We start from the raw sequence: 23,869 nt of genomic DNA, 5'->3' as shown, positions 1-23,869 counted from the left end.
ACTATTTCTAAATAAAAAAACCATATAAATCAATACTTTGAACTTGTCTCTAGAGATTGAGTAAAAAAACTTTTCTAGTAATTAGTCTTATCTATTACCATCTGCATTGAAAAATGCCAGCAAATTACATAAGAGTCAAAATGTATAGTTTTACTGATTTATACGCTTACTTGAACACGCATATCTTCCGTATCTTCACAGTATTTTATCCTAAGCTCTTTAAAGCTCACCTGGCCATTTTGGATGGCTTGCTTGATGATTTTCTGTCGTTGGTTTAGCCTAGCATTTCCTGTTTTAACTTCTGCAATAATAAGATGCACGTCCTCGATAGGCACGTTGCCATCGGCGCATTCGTGCAAGTTTTGGAAGATGACGTAGTCAATCGGTTCACCCATAAATCGGCAGTCCGAAGGGTTATAGGGAAAGTCAGTAATAAAGGGCGTGAACTGTTCACCAATTTGACCCTTTAGTACATTGCGCTGCATATTGTTGGAACGCTTTTGAGCCTCCTTAATGTCTTTTGCTAATTGCTGTTGAAAGCCTGCTTCTCTTTCAAGCATATCGTTCCTAATTTGCGCAACATCTCGTTCACTCTGTAGCAAGGCCTTATTTTGTAATTGTATCCGCTGTATAGCCCATATAAGCATGGCTAACATCAGCAGTATTATAATTAGTAAAGTAGTAATGAATGTCATAGCTTTATTCTCCGTATTTTCAAATAGAACCATATTTAAACAGCAGGGGTCATGTCCATTTCTTGCAGTCGCTGAAAGACAGTGTCTGAAAATGGTTTGAAGTAATTCCATGACTTATATTTTTGATTGTACTGACCACCGCCTTCGTTACGCCATTGCTTTAGTATCTCAATGACATCATGGTTGTAGGTCACACACTTAATAGATACCATGCCTGAATTGAAGACTCTGACATCTACCCAAGCATGTTTGATGGTAAAGCGATAGATCGTATAGCCTTTATCAAAGCTTCCGTTGCTATTCTCATCAGTACTGTTCTGGCAATTATAAAGAGGCTCAGGTAATGGTGTAGGGGCTACTGGTATTGATAATAAGTTAGGTGATGGGAATATCCACTGCTTATTAGTGACACAGTCTAAAATATGATCCTTTGCTTGCTCACTTGGCAATTCAATACCTTGCGTGATGATTTCTCTCAAATCGATCTCAACGGTCTTAATACCTAGCTGCTTAATAAAATCCGATTTATCGGTATCTATGAAAGAAGTCACAGCAACTTCAATAAACATCATTTCCCCGTCAACCGTTGCGACTATATCAGGCCGAATACAGCCAACAGCTTGCTCTTCGATTAGTTGATCAAACTGCCAAGTTTTATCCTCGCTATTTTCGTCATCAGGTAGAGATGGCAGTGTTAAATACCTCTCTTCCATAATGACTTGCTTGGCAAACTTGTGTAGGATACTTTCAGGGTGAATAGTGCAGCTTTCCTTATTGTTGAGATGTGCAAAATGATGCTCATTTTTCTCACCTTTACGAGCCACTACAGGCTCACCACATTCAAAGCAAAAACACATACAAGCCAGCCCTCTCTCGACTTGCTTAACGTTGATGATTTGCTTTTGCTCATTAACAGCGATTGACATAGTCATAGTTACCATCCTCTTGTTAGTTGGTTAGAAGTGAGGTAATTATGAGAAGAATTCTGTCTCTAAAACAGACTGCTATTGGGGGTATAATAGGGTCTTAATCGGTATTTACCTATGAAAAACATATACTTAAACGTCTTTGAAGAGCTAAAAAAACAATTACTTAATTTTCCAAGAAATACTTTTTATGATCACTGTCTAAGAGTAATAGTTGACGCACAGCTCAACAAACTAAAATATTCAGACGAAGAGTTTGAGCCTGAGAAATTATCGAGGCAAGTCATTTACGCCAAAGCTAGGGGCGTAAATGAAAATACTGTAAGCAGTCAAGTTGCTAAAAATAAGATAAAAACAGATAGATTAAATGTAGAGTTAGAAAAATTTATCCAGTCACAACCAGACTGTGAACAAGCATTTAGTGATATAGGGTATTTACCAGAAGTTATTTCATCTGTATCAGAAGGTGGTGCCAAGAACAGAACCTACGTGTGGATGAGTATTAAAGCTATTGAAAACGAGGAAGTAGATGAAGAGCAGATAACAGGGTCTGCCGTCATTGACTCTGATGACATTGAAGATAATGAAGATTTAAGCAGTGTTACTTATGAGCGCAAAGCGGCTTCTGAGATTAAGCCCTCTTTATTCACTCGTCTTTTCTTCAAAAAAGGTGAGCTCAAGATGCTGAGTATTAGCGGAATCTTACTTATGTTATTACTAATGCTAAGTGCTCTGCTGGATATTTTGATTGTCATATACTCAATACTAGTCCTTTTGTTATTAAGTGATTTACCAAGCTTTAAACTTTGGCAAGCTATGGTTTTCGTGGTGTTTATTCCTTTTGCTTATCTTAACTGGAGATATTTTCTTATGCCGTTACAGTCGTTACCTCAACATCGCGTGATTAAAGCGCCTATGTTCTTTGCTAATATTAATGCTGATAATACGGATATTGAGATGTACCGAAACAAAGACAAGCTCAACATAGCAAGGGTCACAGAATTCACTGCAACCTGTCCTATTTGCTCAGGGTTGATAGAGCTGGCTAATGGCAAGCCGGATCAAAAGCAGCCGCTAGTAGGGCGCTGTAGGGAAGCGCCGCATGCTCATGTATATAGCTTTGATCGGATGACGATGCAGGGGTGCTTTTTGGGTGTGTCAAGTTATTTAGCAGATAAGGTTTAGAGTAGCAATGATTTGAAACTGAGCGATTTTCAATTCATTGTCGATTAATATTAAAAATTGTTATGAAAGCTTTAAGTTAATATCAGGATAGAGAGCTATTGTTTCAAGTAATTTCAAAGGTTTTGTAGCTATCGTCATTACTGTAATTATATTTTTTTATCAAGCCTTCTAATTCTAGAGTACAGAACGGCTATAGTTAATGACTTAATTAGTGAACTTGTGTAGGATAATCATAAAAAGATATTTGGTGTAACTTGACGAAAGATTATTTCAAAAGAGCTTGTTTGAGCTTTATTTTTTCACCATAGTAATGGAATGTATTATTGTTACGAGCCATTTTTTAATATTCAAAATTGGAAAGTTTAAACATGTCATTGACTATAGATAGTCCGCCAAATGCAGCGGCACTTATGCATTCTTTGCGGGATATTGGCTATGAACTAGATACAGCGTTGGCTGATATTATTGATAATAGTATTACCGCAGGAGCAAGCCAGGTCAATGTTTCTTTCGAGACGGATCCTGTGATTAAGGTTGCTATCTTGGATAATGGCGATGGCATGAGTCGAGATGAGCTTATCAAAGCAATGACGATTGGATCAAAGAGTCCTTTAGTCGAACGCTCTACTAAAGACTTAGGAAGGTTTGGCTTAGGTTTAAAAACAGCTTCTTTCTCACAGTGTAAACGTTTAACAGTAGTTACTAGACAGTTTGATCAGACATGGGCAATGCGTTGGGACTTAGATCAAGTTACAAAGTCTAATCGCTGGGATTTAATACAGCTAAACGATGATGTAATTGCTGATATCTATCAGTTCAACCAACTGAAAGATACAGGCACCTTAGTAGTCTGGGAAGAATGTGATCGTTTGCTAGGAGACGCAAATCGTAACAATGATAACCATATGCTGCAAAAATTTGACAATGCTGAGAATTATCTAGGACTTATCTTTCATCGGTTTTTAGATAAATTGCCAAGTACTGTATCGAATTTAGACATTATTATTAATGGTAGATCAATAGGTTATGTTGACCCATTTTTTCGTCATAAGCCAGCCACTCAAGCACATAACCTTGAAACCATTAAATACAAAGATGTGTATATTAAAATACAGGGATACACCTTACCGCACCATACGAAATGTACTAAAGAAGAGTATGAAAAATATTCATTAGGTAGCTATAGAGATAGTCAAGGATTTTACGTATATCGAGCTAATAGGCTTCTTATAGCAGGCGACTGGTTTCGATTAGCTACGAAATCAGATTTAACCGCTTTAACCCGAGTCGAGATTGATCTACCCAATAATTTTGATAGCGAATGGCATATTGATATTAAAAAGTCACATGCTAAGCCACCCGAGCAAATGCGAGATCAACTCAAGCAGTATATAGATACCTATATACAAGGGTCTAAACGTGTCTACAACTCTAAAGGCTATAGACATAAGGGAGATGTCACCCCACTTTGGCAGCTATATACTAATAAAAACTTACGTTCCTACCAAATTAATAAAGACTATCCATTAATCACACAATTCATAGCAGGATTAGATGTTAGACAATCAAGCCAGCTTAAGCAGATATTGAACTTGATTGAAGAAAGCTTTCCTATTGATCAACTACATGTAGAGTATGCATCATCCCCTAAAGACTTCAAAACCAAACATACTGATGAAGAGTTGGAAAGACTAGCACTTAGTTATCTTGAAAACTTTGCTGAGCTAGATTTACAGAATAACGTGGATATCGTTACCAGTATCTTCGAGACAAATGAGCCATATAGCAATTATCAAAATAGTTGGTTAGATTTTTTAAATCAAATTCAAGGATAGAATAGTGGACTACAAAACTCTAAATAGAATTTACGATACTTGCGTAAACATAATGAGCTTAGGTAAAGACAAGCGAACAAAGTTAGAAATTTTGACTCAAACAGTGATGCTCTACGGTTTTGACACTGAAGAAGAGCAGGAAAACATTGAAGTACTTCTCGATAAGTTGACTGTTTTTTTTGATACTAAACAAGAAAATTCCCATGTTTTAGACGACCAAAAAATAACGCCATGGATGCATACGGTAGATAGTGATAAATATTATAGCGAGCGTTACTATGACTTCTTGCAACATGAAGAGCAGCTACCTGCAAGAGTTATTGATGTCATGAAACGTACCAACGAAAACATACTAGAGCGACTAGGCAATCCAACGATAGACATACCTTTTAAGAGGCAAGGTTTGGTAGTAGGAAATGTGCAGTCAGGAAAAACGGCAAATTATCTATCATTGATAAATTTAGCAGCTGACTATGAGTATAAGTTAATTATTTTGATCACTGGTATTCACAGTAACTTAAGATCTCAAACTCAAAAGCGAGTCAATAAGGGCTTTATAGGTGCTAACAGTGAAGATCAAAAAGCTACAGGAGTAGGGGTCACCAATAATTTAGAAAATGATATAGAAATTAAAGCTAAGCAGCCTCACTGTTTAACAAGTTTAACTGAAGACTTTAATGGGAAAGTTCGTAAGACTACAGCGGTCCGATTAGCAAATGCTAAGAATCCAGTAATAATGGTGATCAAGAAAAACTATCATACGTTGGATAATGTAATAAAGTGGTTAAGAAACAATGAAGGTGGGCAACGTTTCATCAATGAGCCAGTACTAATTATCGATGATGAGGCAGACAATGCCTCGATTAACACCAGTAAACGTCCAAATGAGACGACCAGAATAAACGGACAAATTCGTGAAACACTTAATTTGTTTCGCCAAGGCTCCTACATAGGTTACACAGCTACTCCCTTTGCCAATATATTTATAGATCCTGATCACTACGATAAAGCTTTAGCAGACGATCTATTTCCTAAACACTTCATTTTTACGCTTGTACCACCGTCGAATTATTTAGGAGCAACTCAATTCTTTTTAGGTGAAGATGGAGAGCCTAACTATAACTCTCCTCATATAGAATTTATTGAGGATAACGAAGAAAGTATTCCTCTAAAAAAACCTAAAGACTTTGCCTTAACTGAATTACCTAAGAGTTTGATTACGGCTCTATACGAGTATTTAGTAAGCATAGTTATTAAAGGCATGCGTCCAGTTAGTAATAAACATACATCAATGCTAGTTAATATATCTCATAAAACGCAAGAGCAAGCGGAAGCCCAATATCTAGTTAGTCAAGAGATAGATGCAATCAGATTGGCAGTAAAATTTCATGGTGCCAAATCACAACAAGAACGCATGACAAACCCTCATTTAGAGGGGTTGTATCGTAAGTTTTTACCTCATTCGGACGGCTGTAGTGTTGATAAATTCTTCACTCAATTACAAGGAGTAGTTGAATCGGTCAAAGTAAGAATGATTAATAGCAAGAGTAAAGACAAGTTAGACTACGATAATTACGATAACGGACTCAATGTCATTGCAATTGGTGGCTACAGCCTATCACGTGGATTCACATTAGAAGGTTTGACTGTTAGCTACTTAATACGTAATACGGCTATGGCAGATACCTTACTACAAATGGGGCGCTGGTTTGGATACCGAGATCATTATAGTGATCTCTGTAAACTATACATACCTGAAGCCTCTTTTGAATGGTATACCTTTATTGCTCAATCAATCGAAGAGCTACGTTCAGAATTTTCGATTATGGAACAAAATGGCCTGACACCTTCAGAGTTTGGGTTAAAAGTTAGGACCAGCAACAGCGGACTACTGATAACAGCACGCAACAAGATGTATCACACAGAGTCTGTAATGCTATCAGAAAGCTTTTCAGAGGAAGCTTTTACGCTTCGTGGTTTAGCTCTAAATAATGTAAATGAGCAACGTAATACTTTTAATAACTTCGCAACAATAATTGATAATACCTATGGTCATGAAGCAGTTTACAATCACAAGCAAAATAAGACTGATAAGCAGTTTAGTCTAGTCAAAAAAGTCAATATAGACGAAGTTATAGATTTATTGAACGATTATAACTATTCAATTGATGATAAAGAAAGAAAGGAGGCGCTCATCTCATACATTAATGAGCGCCGAGAGGAGCTAGCAACTTGGGACATTGCAATTCATAAAACTTATTTAGGTGAAAGTGCCTCGTCTCAAACTCGTACCTTCGCAAAATCTAGCTATTATTCAGATCATGTAAAAACTACTGATGGCGGTGGTCGTATCTTGAGACCATGGGAAGAGGCTTTCGGTTTAACAGACGATCAGTACACACTTGCAGAGCAACAAAAAGAAAAATCAAAAGTTAAACAAACCGCTCGATTTTACAGAAGAAATAGAAGTCGGCCTTTGCTCGTGCTTAAGTCTTTTGATCTTCATAAGGGTTTTAAAAAAGCTGATGATGCTGAAAATACAGTGTATGAAAATGTACCAGCTTATGCGATCAGTTTTCCAAAATCTAGCAACCACAATCCCGTTAGTTATGTAGTTAATAAGGTCTTTATGGAAGAATATTTTGGAGACGAAGACGAGTCGGACGAATCAGGAGACGATGATGAATGAGTTGACCGAGCTTCAAAGCTACTATGCTGATCTGATGAATGAGCTCGATCATAGCTCTACCTCTCAGGGTAACTACAAAGAGCTTTTATTCATTGAGAAGCTACTGCCTTATATTGAGGAACAAGGTGTTGTTAATGATTTAGAGCTATATCATTTTTATAAGCCAGGGTCTAGTTACGGACGTATTGATGGATTAGGCTTTAACGGCGACTTTAACGATTTAGACTTAGATCAATTAGAACTAGTTATACTTATTAATGACTTTATTCATGACGATAATATTAAGTCTTTGACAAATAGTCGCATAGAACTATTAAAAAAATTAGGTCTTAACTTTTTTAATAGTGCGTTGAAAAAAGATTTCATTGAAAGCTTAGAAGAAAGCTCAGATGGTTATAGGGCAGCTAAAGAGATATTCCAAAAATATAGGCGTATTGAGTCTATTAAGCTCATCATTCTAACTAATGCTCAAATCAGTAATAGGGTGGCGGATAAAAAGGAAGTAGATGAAGACGTAAATATTCCTCTAACAATTGATATCTGGGACATAAAACGTATATTCGATCTGGAAAATAGTCAATCAAAGTCTGAAGCAATTGAAATTGACCTAGATGACTGGGGAGGGTCAATACCCTCACTATTAGCAACGCAGTCAGAAGAGCTAATAAGTTATTTGTGTGTTGTCAATGGACAGACGATAGCTGATTTATACGATGAGTATGGAGCTAGGTTATTAGAAGCTAATGTTAGAAGTTTTTTACAATTTCGTGGCAAAATTAATAAAGGTATCAGAAAGACGATTAAAACAGAGCCTGAATATTTCTTTAGCTATAATAATGGCTTGACCGCTACAGCGTCCGATGTAGAGTATGACAAGAGCAGACAAGTCATTACAAAGATAAATAACCTACAGATCGTCAATGGTGGACAAACGACAGCTTCCTTACTGTTGACTCAAAAGAAAGATAAAGTAGATTTAAAAAACATACAGGTTCAACTTAAGTTAAATGTAGTGAGTGATGCTAAATCAGATGATCTCATTAGTAACATTTCGCGTTTCGCAAATTCTCAAAATGCGATCAAAGATTCAGATTTCTTTTCGAACCATCCTTTCCATCGTAGTCTTGAAAGACTATCACGACAGATACTAGCGCCAACCTCAAAAGAGCGAATTAAGCCTACGCGTTGGTATTATGAAAGAGCCAGAGGTTCCTACCTTAATGCTCAAAGTAAATTAACTGATGCAGGGAAAAAAGCTTTTAAGTCTGAACATCCAAAAGAGCAGTTAATTATAAAAACAGACTTAGCTAAAATTTATCTCATTTTTGACAAAAGGCCACATGATGCTATTAAAGGGGCTCAAATAGCATTTAGTGGGTTCGCACAATTGATTGAAAAGATATGGGACAGTCAGCCTGACACAGTCAATGATTATTTCTTTAAAGAGTTAGTAGCAAAATTTATTATCTGGAATGCTTGTAAAAAAGCGGTATATAAGCAGGAAGAGTTCGTCGGTAATACTAAAGCAACCTTAACCGCTTATACAATACATGTCCTTAAAGCATTAATGGATAAGCAAGGTCTTGAGTTTAATTATCCAAAAATATGGCAAGACCAAACGGTAAATGATTTTTATCACGACCAGTTTATAGAGACTTCTATCAAGATAAACGCTTTGCTTAATCAATTTAGTGAAGAGACTGGGAAGGCTGTATTATCCATGGCTAAGTCCAAAGATAATTTAGTTAAAGTACAGACTATAATCGATAAAGGAGAATGCTTCTCTCTAGATATGATGTTCAAAACTCAGTTAGTTTCTAAAAGTGTCATTGAAGAAAAGCGACAAGACTCGGCTCAACAAAATAAAACTGTGACTAGAGCAGTAAGTGGCTTGATAGAGCTATGTAATACTCCTCCAGCTAAATGGTTGTCTTTGATAAAAGATGCGGAGGACAAGGGTGTGTTAAGTGAACCTGACAAACAAATACTATCGCTAGTGCCTAATGTTCTACTTGGAAAGTCATTGAAGACCCCAACAGACAAGCAGGTTGACTTGATCAATAAGACGCTAGTCAAACTTGAAGATAAAGGAATTTATTTAGAAGCTGGGTAAAGATATCATGCTACGCAGGTATAATGAAAATTATAAAGATCTTATTGCTAACAAATCACTTGAGCTTTTCAAATTGAAAGTAAGTAGCTTTATACAGTTTTTTATAAATAGTTTGTACCTAAACAAATTTCATTATGATCACTACTATTGATTGAGCTATGAGACATTATTCTGAGCCAATTTTTTTAGTGTAATAATCTTAATACACCTCTTTAATATCAATAAAGTTACTAATATTTTGCAATTGACTGAGAGTGGTCAGTTTGAAAGACTCTTCAATAGAGTTGGGTACATCTTGAATTACATTTTGAAGCTTTAATGGCTGGTTAAGTTCAAATACAAAGTGATCTGAACCAGCAGTCATATTTTTCACAGGCCATACATATTGAATGTCGAAACAGTTAGAGTCAAGATCAGAACATATGGCTAAGCTTAAATAGCGAACTTCTTTTAAAATATGGTAGTCATATCTAGTTAATAGACTGTCTTTAGATAAAGTATAAAGCGCGATAGTACCGTCTTTAGCAAGCCCATAATTGCTATCACTTTTATCTACAGCTAGCGTTAGAGTTAAGTCTTGATATAGTATTTGTCGCATACCATCGTACGGAATACGCACGGCATCCTGTAAGTAAATATTCTCTTCCATACTGGACTTGTATGGAGGGGGCGCTAAGTCTGATACAGCGCTAGAAATGCGTTTACCGATATTTTGACGTAGGAAATTTAGTAGCCAATAGCAGCTGTTATCAGCTTCTGTACTGTTTTGAGTTAGGCTAGGTAATAACGCAAAAGCACCAATACTTATTTCATCGATAGTATCAGAGTAAGGGTTGGCTTTACTTATTTGATCAAAATAGCCGGGATATAACGCAAAGGCACCAAAAACAGGACGACTCTTATCCATACCGTTTTCGTGTTTGCTTTCATTAACGCGGATCAAGGCATCACGGTAACGGTGCATTTGATTGATAGCATCATCAGGTACATAATCATTCTTTTCTATATCTTGATTGACATCGTCGTACTGATTCTTTTTAGTTTTGATACGGTATTTTGCATCGAATAACCAGATAAACTGTCTATTATTAGGGAAGGTAACTTCTAATAAAATATCAGGTTTTTGACTGACAGAATAAGTTCGAATCGCTTTGGTGGTTTTATTAAATGGTGGTTCATGAGCCAATCTTGCTTTAACGCCATCATCACGTTCAAATTTAAATGCACCAGCAAATCCATCTTTTAGCTGATATTCAAAAAACTTCTTAAGTTGTAATTCTTGTTTTTTAGTAGCGACTTCCTTAAAATCTAACTCATCTATTAAGATATTTCTTAAAGTAAGAAAGCACCACACCTCATAGATTTCTGCAACTGATTTCATGGAAATGCTGGGTTGATTATCAAACACATTTAAGTAAAATTTTAACTCTTGCCAAATTCTATATACTGAACTGTAGCCCACCTTTTGTTGCAACACCAATGATTCTCGACCATGATCATTATAGTTACCAACATTAGCCATAAAGCCTTGCTTTAGCATCTTTTGTAGGGGCTGTTGCCACTGATTAAGCTCATCTAAGAATGCATGTGATAGTCTTTGAGAGACTGACTTTTTATTATCTTGCGTAAGCTTATGCTCAAAATCAGCCAGTCGTTTTTTGGTAGTGGATACAACCATTTTGATAAAACGATTTTCTGGAGTATCAACACTGAGCTGTTTTTTTGTGACTCGATAACGCTGTTCATGCAGACCCTTATCGAGATCTTCCTTTATTTTTTCTCCTAATCGCGCAGGTATTTTGCCTTTTATTCTCGCAGCTTTAGTATAAGACGTTTGAGCCTGTAAGCGACTATGCGGTGCTTGGCTGATAACCTTTAAGGCATGAGACAGTTGATGACGTAAATGGCTGAAGTTTGCCAGCCAAAGCAGTGGAAATTGATGGCGTTGTTTGGTTTGCGCACTATCTTGTTCCGTCTTTTCGACCAAACTAAATCGCCAAAGTGGAAAGGCATTATCAATAGCCTGATACATCTTAGGTAAGTCATCATGCAAACTCATCTTAGTAGGTAACACTTCAAAAGCGATGGTGCTTTTAAAGGTTTGAGATGACTTGATGTAATTAAAAGGTAGGCGTAGCCAACCGACATCATTCGCAGTATTGATCGTACCTGTTAGGCGTGCTGGTGTTGGACGCTGTTTATTCGCCTTAATAAACCGAAAGCTCTTGTTGATAGCGTGGCTACGATGACTCAGATATGCTTCTTCCACGTCACTATTAAATATAACTTCAAACTGATACTGAAGGTTTTCAAAAAAGATAAAATCATCTAATTCTAAAGACTCTACCAAGCCTGAAGGAGATAGGCTATCCTCTATAACCAAAGGCTTATTCATAAAATCAGCGTTAAGAATATCTAAGGGCGGAGAAAAGCGCACTATAGATGGTTGAGTATTATGGTTACTTATGACCTCACGTTTCTCTAAAGTAGACTGATAGGTCTTTTGACGTTTTTCAATGTCATTGCACCAAATGGACAGCTCAAAATTAGGGGTTTGTATCCTTAACAGATCTGGCATTATTACTCCATTGGTTTTGCTATATCTATTCTATAATTGCAAGTTTTATGGCCAAAAGCTAGTAAAGCCAGAACGCTCTAAGCGCTGTTGCATCCAAGTCAGTTTAGCCTTGCTACGACAAGCGATATATAAGACGCTACTATCTATATTTTTACGATATAAATCAGGACGTAGTTTTTCTTGATCGTCTTCCATAGACCAAATATCAACAAGTTCCTGTTTCAAAATAGCTGTTAATTCTGTGAGTAAAGATTCCTCATGGCTGTTTACAGAGTCATCTATAATCGCTAATTTGTCGTGATCTCCTTCGATGCGCGGCAACACTTTGCACATCAAAAAGTCATCCCATACAGCTTGCAGTTGTTTCTCATCTTCAGGATAGGTACTAATCACAGCAAGCAGTAGCTCATTCAATGCTCTAAAAGCCAGTTGAAAAGGCGTATCATTCAATACTTTATTGATTGATTTTAGAAAATTAATGCTCTTATTACCATCACTATCTATGGGCGGTAACTTATCGATAGAGGCTTGAGAGTCAATAGGGTAGCTCAAGGCGTTATGAGTGACTGTCGGTTCAAAGAAGTGATCAAATTCATTAGGAAAAAAATCACCAAAATCAAAACTCAAAGCACGATCGATAACCTTACGCGAAAAACCATGTGTAGTTTCATCCATATTGACCGTACCAGCTACGATTAAATTAAAGGGCAGACCTAACCCATGCTCGCAGAACAAGTCCCAAGCATCATCGTACTGCTCATCTGCAAATCCTAATGCATCACGTAATTTGCTTTTATCATCTAATTGTTTGATGGTCTCTGACTTTAAAAGAGAATCGCAGCAATAAGTGAATTGTTCATCCTCCCACTGCCATTCGCGAGTCTCTAGAATCGATAGATAATCGGCAAAGTATTGCTCGACAGGGGCTAAATTCATTTCATCCAAGCATAGCCAGTAAGGCAGTACTTGGTTAAGCTCGCTTTTGTCACCTGTGACAGCGAGACCATTACCCTTAGGCTCTAGCTCAAGACCTGCATCAATAATGGCACGCCATGCTTTGGCAATGAATTCTAGTACGTCAGTGGTAATATATTTAGCGTTACCATCACCGCCCAAGCGTGATGTGTAACCAAGTATGTCGCTGGGTTCATGCCAATCAGGACGTACGGAGGTCAGACAATAGTTTTCGCCAAGACAACTATCTTTATTGTCCTCTACTTGCTTTCGTACAAAGCGAGTTTTACCAGTACCAGAGATACCAGCTAATAGTAGGAAGGGTTTAGAGAGATTGGTTATATCACTAGGAAGTGATAATGCAGTAACGTTTGTAGAGATAAGCTTATTGTAATCATTAATAAGGCTCTTATAAACCGTCTGATTACCACATAAATCATATACTAAAGATCCAAATATATTTGATGAAGCATCTGGTAAGTTAATTTTTTTAAGTATTACTGACCCAAAACAGTCTCTCGCACCTCTAGGAGTACCCTCATCATTTATAAGGCGTTTTGACCCTAATCTAAAAGATGAATCATCTTTATCAAGAAATTTAGCAAAAAGCGTAACATCACTTTTAGAATTGAATAAAGAGCTTAAAGTTGGGTCCTTATTAATTTCATTTTCAATCTTGAGATGATTTCCAACTAACTGCTTTGAGTATGGTCTTATATCATCAAACAGTTGGAAATATTTATATAGTTGCGTTGCAAAATCATGCATTTTGCATGCAAAAAGAAAGTATTGATTGGGAACAACTGCGTAGTTTGCAGGGTTATTATTTCGGGCAGCAACTGTAATTGCAGATGAAGTATAGTTATTAAACCTATATCCAGAGTCACCAAGTAAACTTGTAAGTTGTTTTTTTACAGCGTTTGAAATTCTATAATCAGACAAAGTACTGTCGTCAACCAACGGCTCAATAATAGTGACTTGATCTAACAGTTGCAACATATGACCTCTCAGTTTAAATAACTTTCAATTTCTTTAGCTAAAGCATTAATAACGCTGACAGTTACACTATTACCAAATTGCTTGTAGGCTTGTGTATTAGAGTCACTGACCTGAAATTCATCAGGAAATCCCTGTAACCGAGCAGCTTCCCTTGGACTTACTTTCCTTGGGTTTTGACTAGGTTGTTCAATAAGAATCTCACTACCATCCTTGTAGTATCTAGCCGAGATTGTATTAGTATAAGGTGATTCCGGAGTTACTAAACCATAACCAAAACCTTTACCGTTTTTCTTGTTTTGTATTTTTCGGCGCTGATGACCAGCCCATAAACGATCAGAGATAGTTAGCTTAGGGTCTGGAGTTTCTTCCAATATATCACCTAAACGAGTATCTAATCCAAGGCTCTCTGGATATAAAAACTCATCAATTTCGCCGTCTTTCCAAAGCACAATATAAATTCTTTGTCTATTCTGAGGTATGCCAAAATCAACAGATTTTAATACCATTTTCTTGGCTAATGTTTGAATCTCTTTAGTAGTCCCTTCCTCGATAACTTCTTTTGGAATATTACAGCTATAACCGATTTGTGTCAGTGTATTTAAAATAACTTTGAGAGTGTGGCCTTTATCATGACTAATCAAACCTTTAACATTTTCCAATACAGCAAATCTAGGTCTTTTTTGATCAATAATATTTGCAATGTCATGGAATAACGTACCCCTAGTATCTTCTATTCCTAGTTTCAGACCTGCATGAGAAAAGGGCTGACAAGGAAATCCTGCAAGCAAAACATCATGCTTAGGTATGTTGTTTGGGTCAATTAAAGTAATATCACCAAATGGATATTCTCCATGGTTTCTTTGGTAGGTTTGTTGAGCGTGTTTGTCAAATTCAGAAGAGAAAACACAGACTCCACCAGTATTTTGAAATCCGAGTCTCATACCACCAATACCAGCAAACAAATCAATAAATGTGAACTTTGCTTCTTCGTTTGGTTTTAATTGCAAACCACCAAAAACTATTTTAAAAAAATCAGCTCTACTTTTATAGACCTTGCCGTCTTTAAGTATAGAGATTACATCATTTTTAAGAGTCTCTGGCTGAGCAAGGCTTGAATTACAAAAAAGATGACTGTTTGTAGCTACTGCATGTAACCACTGGTCAATCACTGCTTGTATTTCTGTTCCATCAGGTATATGAGGCTCTGCTAATGGTCGAACTAGTTCCTCTGCTTTACAAAGAAGTTCAGATTTATCTTTCATGGTTATTCACAACTATTATTTTCAATGACATGTTAATACTGAGGCTTCAGTTCTAATTGATATTATATAGCATCACTGTATTTAACTTTACTCTATCTGTTTCAAAATTATTGGTTTAATAGCTCACGTACTTTATCCTCTCCTAACTGATCAATTAGCGTCTGAAGCTGAACCGTAGGATCAGTTTTTGTTTCTGCATCAGACCTAAACTCTGCCGTATCTCTACCTTCACGCAAAGCATCTAAATAGTCCGCCCACTTCTGCATCATATTACTACGATCATCAATGTATTCAAATCGACCATAGGCGGTTCCATTAGGATCTTTCGTCGTATGACCCAATGCCATCTCTACAAGCACAAGTGGATACTTTAACTGCTCTTGCAGTATGGTCTTCGCTGTCGCTCTAAAGCCATGAGCACAATGTATATCTTTATAGCCTAAATCCTTTAACCGCTTATTCGCTGTCGCATCAGAGATGATCTGATGCTTTTTTGCCGTCTGGCTAAAAAATACGTATTCAGTATGACCATTAATTTTTTGTTGTTCACTCAATATAGCTACGGCTTGACGAGGTAGGGGAACGACCATGTCTTTGACCATGTTTACCTTGCCTTGCCCCTTCAATGGCTTTAATCGCCATCTGCCAGTTTCTAGGTCTAGATCAGCCCAGCTCATACGTCTTAAATCACCATTGCGAACAAACAGAAGCGCTAATAGCCTAAGGGAATTTATGGTGTTTGGGTCACCTTCTATTGTTTCGATAGCTTTAAGTAATTTAGCCAAGTCCTTCGGTTTAGTAACCGCAGGACGATGACCGTAACTTGACTTAGCTAATTGGCTCTTAATGAGCGCCGCAGGATCACTCGTACAGAAACCTCGTGCCCCAGCATAGACAAACACATCACTGGCAATGCCAGCACAGCGTTCAGCCTTGTCTGTGGGCTTACCATCCTTGTTTAATGAGTTTGCTTGAATGTTTAATAGCACTTCAAGCATTTTAGGAGATGTAATATCGCTGATTGGCTCGTCACCAATATATTTGCATATAAGATCAAGACGACCTTTCTTACGAATGAGGGTATTACTCTTCTGAGTCTGATCTAGACTGTCAAAGTACTCCCAAGCAAAATGATTAAAAGATTTTTTAGTTTTACTAATAATACTTTTCTTTATTTCTTCACGATGGAGTTTTGGGTCAATACCTTTGCTTAACAGATCTTCATACTCACGCCAAACTTCACAGGCACGAGCATACGAGATATTTGGATATATACCGATGGAGATAATACTCTGTTTAGGATTTGAAGGCGGGTAGTATCGATACATCCATGACTTAGTCTCAGTAGGACGTACCATTAAGAATAGTTTAGGATGATTTTTGACAGCAACGAAGTACTTCTTATCTTCAGGCTTATGGCTGCTGATACTTCGGTCTGAACTGATCGCTTTTCTTTCCATATCCTAGATCTCCATGAGTAGACTCAAAACTCGGTATACTTGACAGTATACTCAAAGTGCATGGATTAGGATAGATTCATAGGACAGTATAGAACGTCAGATACAACAAAGCCCCTGATATCAGGGGCTTTAGCTGTTCTATAAGATAGTATAGGACTATGTAATGGTACCCGGAGCCGGACTTGAACCGGCACGCTATTACTAGCGAGGGATTTTAAATCCCTTGTGTCTACCAATTTCACCACCCGGGCAAAACTTGTATTATCTAAAAGTAAGCTTTCTACTTATTAGATAGTGGTCGCTATTATAAGCATTTATATTAATAAAGCAAGCTAAAATTAATATAATATGAATAAAATTTTAACCTAAATAATTGGAGGCTGAGGTCGGAATCGAACCGGCGTTAACGGAGTTGCAGTCCGCTGCATGACCACTCTGCCACCCAGCCAATCAAGGACGCCTATATTAGCAAATATAATTTAAATTACAAGTTATTTTTTAGCTAAATGCGAATTATCTACTCAATTCTTCTTATTTGACCATAAATTAATGGCTATTTAAAGTATGAAGAGGTCAAATTAAGCCATTATCAAGCTTAAAAGTCAGAGATGGTTCGTCAAAAAACATCATAACCATCGAATATAATGTACGAAATAATATCTTGATTATTTCGTTGTGTGTTGGATAAAACGAGATAGGGAATAGATAGTGTTTTAGAAAAGCTTCGATTGAGATAAAAAGGAGACCGTTTATGATCGAAAAATCAGGGTTATATGTCTGTCATTAAAGCGCTGCAAATGAGAGTTTATGAATGAGTGTGCTTCATGAGAGAGTCGAGCATAAAACTTTATAGGTTTGAATAATTCGAATAGTAAGTGACTCTGTTATCACGCAAAAAGCCTGCTAATCCTAAGCCATAACGCTCAGCGACACGCACTGCGGTACTGGTAGGTGCAGACATACCGACTAGCCAAGGGATGCGTCCACGAATGGATTTTTGTACCAGCTCAATCGATAGGCGTGAGGTCATAAGTACGCAGCTAATCTCTACTTTATTGCGCAGTTGCCAACCGATTAGCTTATCAAGCGCATTATGTCGCCCTACATCTTCGAATAGGTATAGCTGCTGATTATACATCGTCGCAGCGGCGTGTACGGCACCGGTCAATTGGTGCGTATGCTGCATTGCATCGACTTGCTGGCGTATTGCTAATAGACAGTCAAGACTTGGTGTATCTGCCTTTTGTCTGCTTTGACGATAGATACTCAAGTCAGGCAGTGCTTGTGTTAGCCCTGTGATGCCGCACATACCACAACCTGTACGCCCTGCTAGCTGACGTTTTTGCGCTTGGATACGCTGATGGCAACGCTGGTTTAGTACTAGCTCCACCACATAAATGTCATAATCTTGCAGTGACGATAAGCTTTGTTCAAATGCTGCAGATTCAAAACTTTCATCCGTAGAATCTCTTATAAATTGTTCCTTTATAAATGAATCTTGCGTGAATTGTTGATAATCTGCAATATTATTCAGTTGGGTAACTTCCCAATCAAGCAGCTCATGGCTATGTTGAATTAAGCCTTCGCTAAACAAAAATCCGACGGCTAAATACTCTAGCTGATGAGGGCTTGCCATCAATACCGCATAGTGAATACCGTTGATAACGATAGCAACCGCAGCTTCCACTGCTAAGCTCGCTGATTGGCAGTCGATACTGATTTTCTGCATATTGGTCTGTGCAATATTAGTCTTAGCAACACGGATCTCAATAATGTTGTTATGATTATATTTATCTGTCGGATAATGATGCTTTTGCGCCCAATGATTACGTGCAAGCGGCGTTGCAGATGACTTTATAGTTTCTGATGTCTTATTTGTTAGGGTATTTACCAAAAAACTATCGCTATATTTTGCGTCAGTTTCAGTATCACTTTGGGCAATCATAATACCTCGTTATATCGTATGGTCATTGCCAAAGTTATCATCTCTTTTAAATATATGCATCATTCAGTGATTCGCCCGTTGCTGACTATGCATGATCGGTCGTAACAGCATTTGCCTCAACGCGTTGCAAAACAACGGTCGTCGATTTATACGCTGGTATGTGAGAGTCTGGTGCATGCGTGTCTAAATCAAATAAATCATTACATTCAGGATAATAAGTTGCGACAGCGTTAGCGGCAATATCCATCTCAGTCAATACTAACGGCCCTAGCGCGCGTGGCTGAGCGGTACCGTCTGTATTATTTGAATCATTTGAGCTGGCATGGCGAGATACCATTACTCGGTCACCTGCTTGCCAACCCAAACGAGTCATTTCATCTGGGTGCATAAACAACACATCACGGCGATTGGTTTGGCGATAGCGATCTTCAAATCCGAAAATCATGGTATTAAATTGGTCATGGCTACGGACACTGGTCAATTGCCAAATTTTTTGTTCATTGTTTAGCGCACTAATAGTCTTATCATTGGGTTTTTTGTCATGGTGAAAGGCTAAGGTGGTCTCTGTCATTTGTGCTGCGACGTAGGTGATAGGGTATTGTGGTACTTCAAATTGCGCTTTGCCACTATCAGTATTCCATACACGATGACGCGCAGAATGGTACAAATGAAAGCCACGCTCGGTTTCGCGAATACGCTGATTAAAGTCTTCAAAACCGTCAATCGCTTGGGCGATATAATCACGAACGATGTCAAAGTCTTCACTCATTGCTTGCCAAGGAATGGACGAGTCAGTACCAAGCACATGAGTGGCGATATCTGCTACAATTTGTGCTTCAGACTTCAACGTACCGCTGACAGGTTTCAGGTTGCCTCGAGTGGGTACAATCTGACACATGGAATCTTCGATAGTGGCAAATTGCTCACCTTTGGCAGTAATAATACGTTCGGTACGACCTAAGCAAGGCAGAATAAGATTGTTCGCGCCCGGATACAGCATAGTTTCATTAAGTTTAGTACCGACAAAAATATTGAGCTGAGTGGTGGTTAAAGCGTGCTGAATTGCACTGGTATCAGGTGCTGCCACGGCATAATTACCGCCCATACTCATAAATACTTTTAGCTTACCGGTAATCAATGCTTTCGCACCAGAGACCACATCAAAGCCATTTTCTTGCGGCATCGGACGTTCAAACACACGCTCAAGGCTGTCTAGTAGCTTTTGTGCAGGACGCTCATGGATGCCCATGGTACGGTCGCCCTGTACGTTAGAGTGACCACGAACGGGAGACGCGCCTGCGCCATCAATACCAATCATCCCCATTAATAATAATAGGTTGGTAATCATCGCTACATTGTCATCGCCTTGGACGTGCTGAGTGATGCCCATGCCCCACGTGCAAATGGTCGCAGGACTCGCCGCTACCAGTTTTGCTATATTAATGATTTCCTCTTTACTGATACCAGACCCACGTTCCACATCTGGCCATGATTGTTGGCGAAGCCACGCGTCGAGTGCCTCATATCCTGACGTATGCTCATCGATAAAGCTTTGATTGATTTTATTGTTTTTAGTCAGCCACTTAGCGATACCGGTTAAGAGCGCTGCATCGCCGCCGATCTGAATTTGAATGACCTCATCGACCATCGCATCACTTTGACCTGCCGCCATATGCGTGGGCTTTTGCGGATTTCTAAATTTACGTAAGCCTTGTTCGCGCATAGGGTTGATTGAGAGGATCCGACAGCCTTGCTCGTGAGCATGAGCAAGCATTTCAAGCATGCGTGGATGATTGGTCGCAGGATTTTGTCCAAACATCAATATCAGTTTGGCTTGCTCAAAGTCTTCCAATTTCACGGTCGCTTTGCCAATACCCAACTGTCTACCGAGCATTACCGACGTTGGTTCGTGACACATATTGGAGCAATCGGGTAAATTATTGGTGCCAAAACAGCGCACAAACAGCTGATACATAAAGGCGGGCTCGTTGGTCACACGCCCTGAGGTATAAAATAGCGCCTCATCTGGTGAGTCAAGCTGTCCTAACTGTTCAGCGATACACTGATAAGCCGCTTCCCATGAAATCGCTATATAACGGTCTTGCGTTGCATCATAATATACAGGCTCTGATAAACGACCACTATGCTCAAGCTCATAGCCCGACCAGCCTTGTAACTCGGTGACGCTATGTCGCGCAAAAAACTGCGCATCGGCTTTTTCTGTCATGGTCTCACTGGCGATGACTTTGATGCCGTTTTCACAGACATCAATAGCTTTATGTGACTTATGATCTGGCCAAGCGCAGCCCGGACAGTCGAATCCGCCTTTAGGTTGGTTGCTTTTTAGCACACTTATGCTACCCCGTAAAAAAGTCTGATAATCCATCAGCTTACGAGTAGAAGAAATCAGCGCAGGCCAACCGGCAGCAGGGTGGGAGTAGACAGGGATTTTGCGCATGACAGACCTCATAGTAAATGGCGGTAGCGGACTTTGATATACAGCAACTATATAGTGACGAGCGAGAATTTTGTAGAAGCATTAACTATAGATAACAAAAAAACCTTTAAGAAAAATGTATTTTCTTAAAGGTTTATCGTGTCAATGCTCACTCACAAGCGAGCATAGAATGATGTTTGCTTAAGTAAAGTCCTCTTAAGTGAAGTCTTCATAAATACCATCTTCTTAAGATATCAGTAACGCGCGTCTTTAGGTTTTTTACCATTTGGCCAATCATTGACCTTGCCAGCAAAGTCAGGGCGCGGCTGATGAGTAAAGAAGTGCGCCACATCAACGGCATCTTGATCGCTCAGCACATTTCCGTGACCCCATAAGCCTTTGGTCTGAATACCCATCGGCATGTTGTATTTTACAAAGGCTGCCGCCTTGTAAGTACGTGCCATACCAGCACCGATGTTAAAGGATTCATCGCCCCATAGTGGCGGGAACACGATATCGCCGCGACTGTCTTTAATGCCTTCGCCATTATCACCATGACAAGTTGCACATTGAGCTTTATAAATTTGTTCGCCGCGGACAGGGTCTGGGGTTAATGATTCATCCACTTTACCCGCATTTTGAATATCGACTTTTTGCTCTTTTGGGGTGTTTTGCGACAGCCACTTCATATAAGCCAACATTGCCAGCATTTCAGGGGATTCAGGTTTCAACGGTTTGCCATTCATTGAGCGCTGGAAGCAGCCATTAATACGTTTGGTTAAATCGACCTCCTTGCCAGATCGTGGCATCACGCGCGGATAGAAATTATAACTATTGATGTACGGGTCGCCAAGTGGAATTTTACCTTGTGAAATGTGGCAACTGTTACAATTCATTTGCGCGCCAACGTGCTCTGGGAGTAAGCGCTTGGTTTCGTTTAATAAGCGTTTACCATAAAATATCTCATCAGCATTTGGCTCATCCAAGATAGCCGTATCTTGCGGCAGCACATAAGTGCCGATATCTTCGTTGGCATCATCAGCGGTGACTAAGCCGTACTCAGGCGCATTCTGCTCGATAGGCTCGGGCTGCGAGCAACCACTACTGATAGCGGCGATACTAAGCGCTGAAGCAGTAAGGATAGCGGTGGTTAAGTTGCCCATATTGATTTTTTGAGAGATAACGCGAGCAATAGTAGGCAAGTTGAGTGGAGATTTTTTCATTATTCTGCTCCTTTTGTTTGCGCATCAATACTTAAGTCTGGGGCAATATCCGTACTGGTTTTTGGTTTTTTGGCGAGGAAAGCCCGCATTTTTACCACATCATCGACATCGATTTCAGGCGCTTGGTTGGTCCAGCTATTGCGGACATAATTGACCACCTCTGCCACATCTGCATCGCTAAGATTGCTGAATTCAGGCATAGTAAACGCCATACGGTCATGTGGGGTTTCAGGCATACGACCACCGCTTAAGGTAATCTGTAGTACCGAATCGGCATTGTTAGAATAAACCGCACTATTGCCATCAAGCGCTGGGAAAATACGCGCGACTCCTTTACCATCGACACGGTGACAAATTTGGCAATATTCGGCGTACAAAATCGAACCGCGCGAATCATAGTCGCCATCTAGCAGTTTTTGCGTAGTGATGTCTTTTTTCTCAGGTAGTGTGGCTTCTTTGTTTGGTGCGGGCGTTAATGTTTTTAGATAGGATGACATGGCGTTGATGTCGTAGTCGGTCATATACTGGGTGCTATGCTCAACCACTTCGGCCATGGCACCAAAGGCAGCAGTGGTATCAGTACGACCAGTTTTAAAGAAGTCATTTAATTCTGCAACCGTCCAAGTGCCAAGTCCGCGATGCTCACCGCGGATACTTTTGGCGCGCCAACCATCGATGATGGCACCGCTCAAATACTTGTTAGAATCTGCATTACTTAGAGCGATTTCTTGAAATCCAATACCGCGCCCAGTATGACAAGAGCCACAGTGCCCAGGACCTTCGACTAAGTATTGACCACGAGTCAATAGGGCGTCGTCTGTCTCAGGGACAAAGTCACGCTTGCGATCAAATAAGACCTGCCAGTATGCCAAGGGCCAGCGCCAGTTTGCTATCGGAGGTAGCTCGCTTTTTAGATTGGCTTGTTTGACGGCTTTGACATCGGACATAAAAAAAGCGTACATCGCGGCTAAGTCTTCGTCTGGCATGAGCTGGTAAGAGGGGTACGGCATAGCAGGGTACAAGGCTTTATTATCACTGCGTACCCCATGCTTAACGGCGTTTTTAAAGTCGTCGAAACTATAGTTGCCGATGCCAGTTTCTTGATCGGGTGTGATATTGGTCGAATAAATTGCCCCAAGTGGCGTTAGCATAGGCAAACCGCCTGCATAAGTCTCGCCATCGAGCGTGGTATGACACGCGACACAGTCAGCAGTGCGCGCGATATATTCGCCCTGCTTGATGAGAGCAGGATCAGTGATATTGACCTCGATATCGCTACTGTTGGTACGCATATTTGGCAGTAATTGCCCAATAATAAAGGCAACCACCAGCCCGATGATGGCTGCTATTATTATAATCAGTGGCCATTTTTTCATAAGCCCGCCCTCCATAAGATATTTTTACCAAGCTTATAATTCATCACCCATATTTCATGAGGTGTATTAATCATTCTTATTGAAATCAAAATTGAAATCGAATATTTGTGATTTAAGCTCAGCGAATTAAAAGTTACACGACTGTCATATAGTATAGGGTAGCGGGTAATATTGTGATATTGTGGAAAACCA

14 protein-coding genes and 2 tRNA genes are annotated in these 23,869 nt (G+C 39.2%); 4 read left to right on the top strand and 12 right to left on the bottom strand.

Going from position 1 to position 23,869, the window contains the following annotated elements:
* Positions 1-158: 158 nt before the first annotated feature.
* Positions 159-695, bottom strand: a complete 537-nt coding sequence (locus tag ACT3S4_RS05380; protein WP_444760639.1) for a Holliday junction resolvase-like protein — start codon at positions 693-695, stop codon at positions 159-161.
* Between the two features lie 35 nt (positions 696-730).
* Positions 731-1,627, bottom strand: a complete 897-nt coding sequence (locus tag ACT3S4_RS05375) for a competence protein CoiA family protein (protein WP_444760638.1) — start codon at positions 1,625-1,627, stop codon at positions 731-733.
* A 111-nt stretch (positions 1,628-1,738) separates the two neighbouring features.
* Here ACT3S4_RS05375 and ACT3S4_RS05370 point away from each other — a divergent pair, with 111 nt between their 5' ends.
* The 4 genes from ACT3S4_RS05370 (at position 1,739) to ACT3S4_RS05355 (ending at position 9,443) form a co-directional block, all read left to right on the top strand.
* Positions 1,739-2,806: a hypothetical protein gene (locus ACT3S4_RS05370; protein WP_444760637.1), complete on the top strand. Its 1,068-nt coding sequence runs from the start codon at positions 1,739-1,741 to the stop codon at positions 2,804-2,806.
* A 368-nt stretch (positions 2,807-3,174) separates the two neighbouring features.
* Positions 3,175-4,641: an ATP-binding protein gene (locus ACT3S4_RS05365; RefSeq protein ID WP_444760636.1), complete on the top strand. Its 1,467-nt coding sequence runs from the start codon at positions 3,175-3,177 to the stop codon at positions 4,639-4,641.
* 4 nt (positions 4,642-4,645) lie between these two features.
* The gene (locus ACT3S4_RS05360) at positions 4,646-7,330 is read left to right on the top strand and encodes a Z1 domain-containing protein (protein ID WP_444760635.1); all 2,685 of its coding nucleotides are present in this window, start codon (positions 4,646-4,648) and stop codon (positions 7,328-7,330) included.
* Entirely contained in the window at positions 7,323-9,443 is a 2,121-nt protein-coding gene (locus ACT3S4_RS05355) for an AIPR family protein (protein WP_444760634.1), read from the top strand. Before ACT3S4_RS05360 ends, ACT3S4_RS05355 begins: the two co-directional genes overlap by 8 nt.
* A gap of 199 nt (positions 9,444-9,642) precedes the next feature.
* Here ACT3S4_RS05355 and ACT3S4_RS05350 read toward each other — a convergent pair whose 3' ends face one another.
* The 10 genes from ACT3S4_RS05350 to ACT3S4_RS05305 form a co-directional block, all read right to left on the bottom strand.
* Positions 9,643-12,021, bottom strand: a complete 2,379-nt coding sequence (locus ACT3S4_RS05350) for a DUF2357 domain-containing protein (RefSeq protein ID WP_444760633.1) — start codon at positions 12,019-12,021, stop codon at positions 9,643-9,645.
* Between the two features lie 45 nt (positions 12,022-12,066).
* On the bottom strand, positions 12,067-13,974 hold the full coding sequence (locus ACT3S4_RS05345; RefSeq protein ID WP_444760632.1) for an McrB family protein: 1,908 nt from the start codon (positions 13,972-13,974) through the stop codon (positions 12,067-12,069).
* Between the two features lie 8 nt (positions 13,975-13,982).
* The gene (locus ACT3S4_RS05340; protein ID WP_444760631.1) at positions 13,983-15,236 is read right to left on the bottom strand and encodes a DNA cytosine methyltransferase; all 1,254 of its coding nucleotides are present in this window, start codon (positions 15,234-15,236) and stop codon (positions 13,983-13,985) included.
* A 107-nt stretch (positions 15,237-15,343) separates the two neighbouring features.
* Complete coding sequence (locus tag ACT3S4_RS05335; protein ID WP_444760630.1) at positions 15,344-16,696, bottom strand: tyrosine-type recombinase/integrase; 1,353 nt, start codon at positions 16,694-16,696, stop codon at positions 15,344-15,346.
* A 164-nt stretch (positions 16,697-16,860) separates the two neighbouring features.
* Positions 16,861-16,947, bottom strand: a tRNA-Leu gene (locus tag ACT3S4_RS05330).
* Positions 16,948-17,070: 123 nt separating this feature from the next.
* Positions 17,071-17,144 (bottom strand) — tRNA-Cys (locus tag ACT3S4_RS05325).
* A 399-nt stretch (positions 17,145-17,543) separates the two neighbouring features.
* Positions 17,544-18,641, bottom strand: a complete 1,098-nt coding sequence (locus ACT3S4_RS05320) for a formate dehydrogenase accessory sulfurtransferase FdhD (protein WP_444760629.1) — start codon at positions 18,639-18,641, stop codon at positions 17,544-17,546.
* An 85-nt stretch (positions 18,642-18,726) separates the two neighbouring features.
* The gene (locus ACT3S4_RS05315; RefSeq protein ID WP_444760628.1) at positions 18,727-21,099 is read right to left on the bottom strand and encodes an FdhF/YdeP family oxidoreductase; all 2,373 of its coding nucleotides are present in this window, start codon (positions 21,097-21,099) and stop codon (positions 18,727-18,729) included.
* 233 nt (positions 21,100-21,332) lie between these two features.
* Complete coding sequence (locus ACT3S4_RS05310; RefSeq protein ID WP_444760627.1) at positions 21,333-22,301, bottom strand: c-type cytochrome; 969 nt, start codon at positions 22,299-22,301, stop codon at positions 21,333-21,335.
* A complete protein-coding gene (locus ACT3S4_RS05305) occupies positions 22,301-23,677 on the bottom strand; it encodes a cytochrome c (protein WP_444760626.1) in 1,377 nt (458 codons plus the stop codon). The genes ACT3S4_RS05310 and ACT3S4_RS05305 overlap by 1 nt, the downstream gene beginning before the upstream one ends.
* Positions 23,678-23,869 lie beyond the last annotated feature (192 nt).

Source organism: Psychrobacter sp. AOP30-A2-5, assembly GCF_052378115.1.
Lineage (GTDB): Bacteria > Pseudomonadota > Gammaproteobacteria > Pseudomonadales > Moraxellaceae > Psychrobacter.
This window is presented reverse-complemented; position numbering and strand designations above follow the sequence as displayed.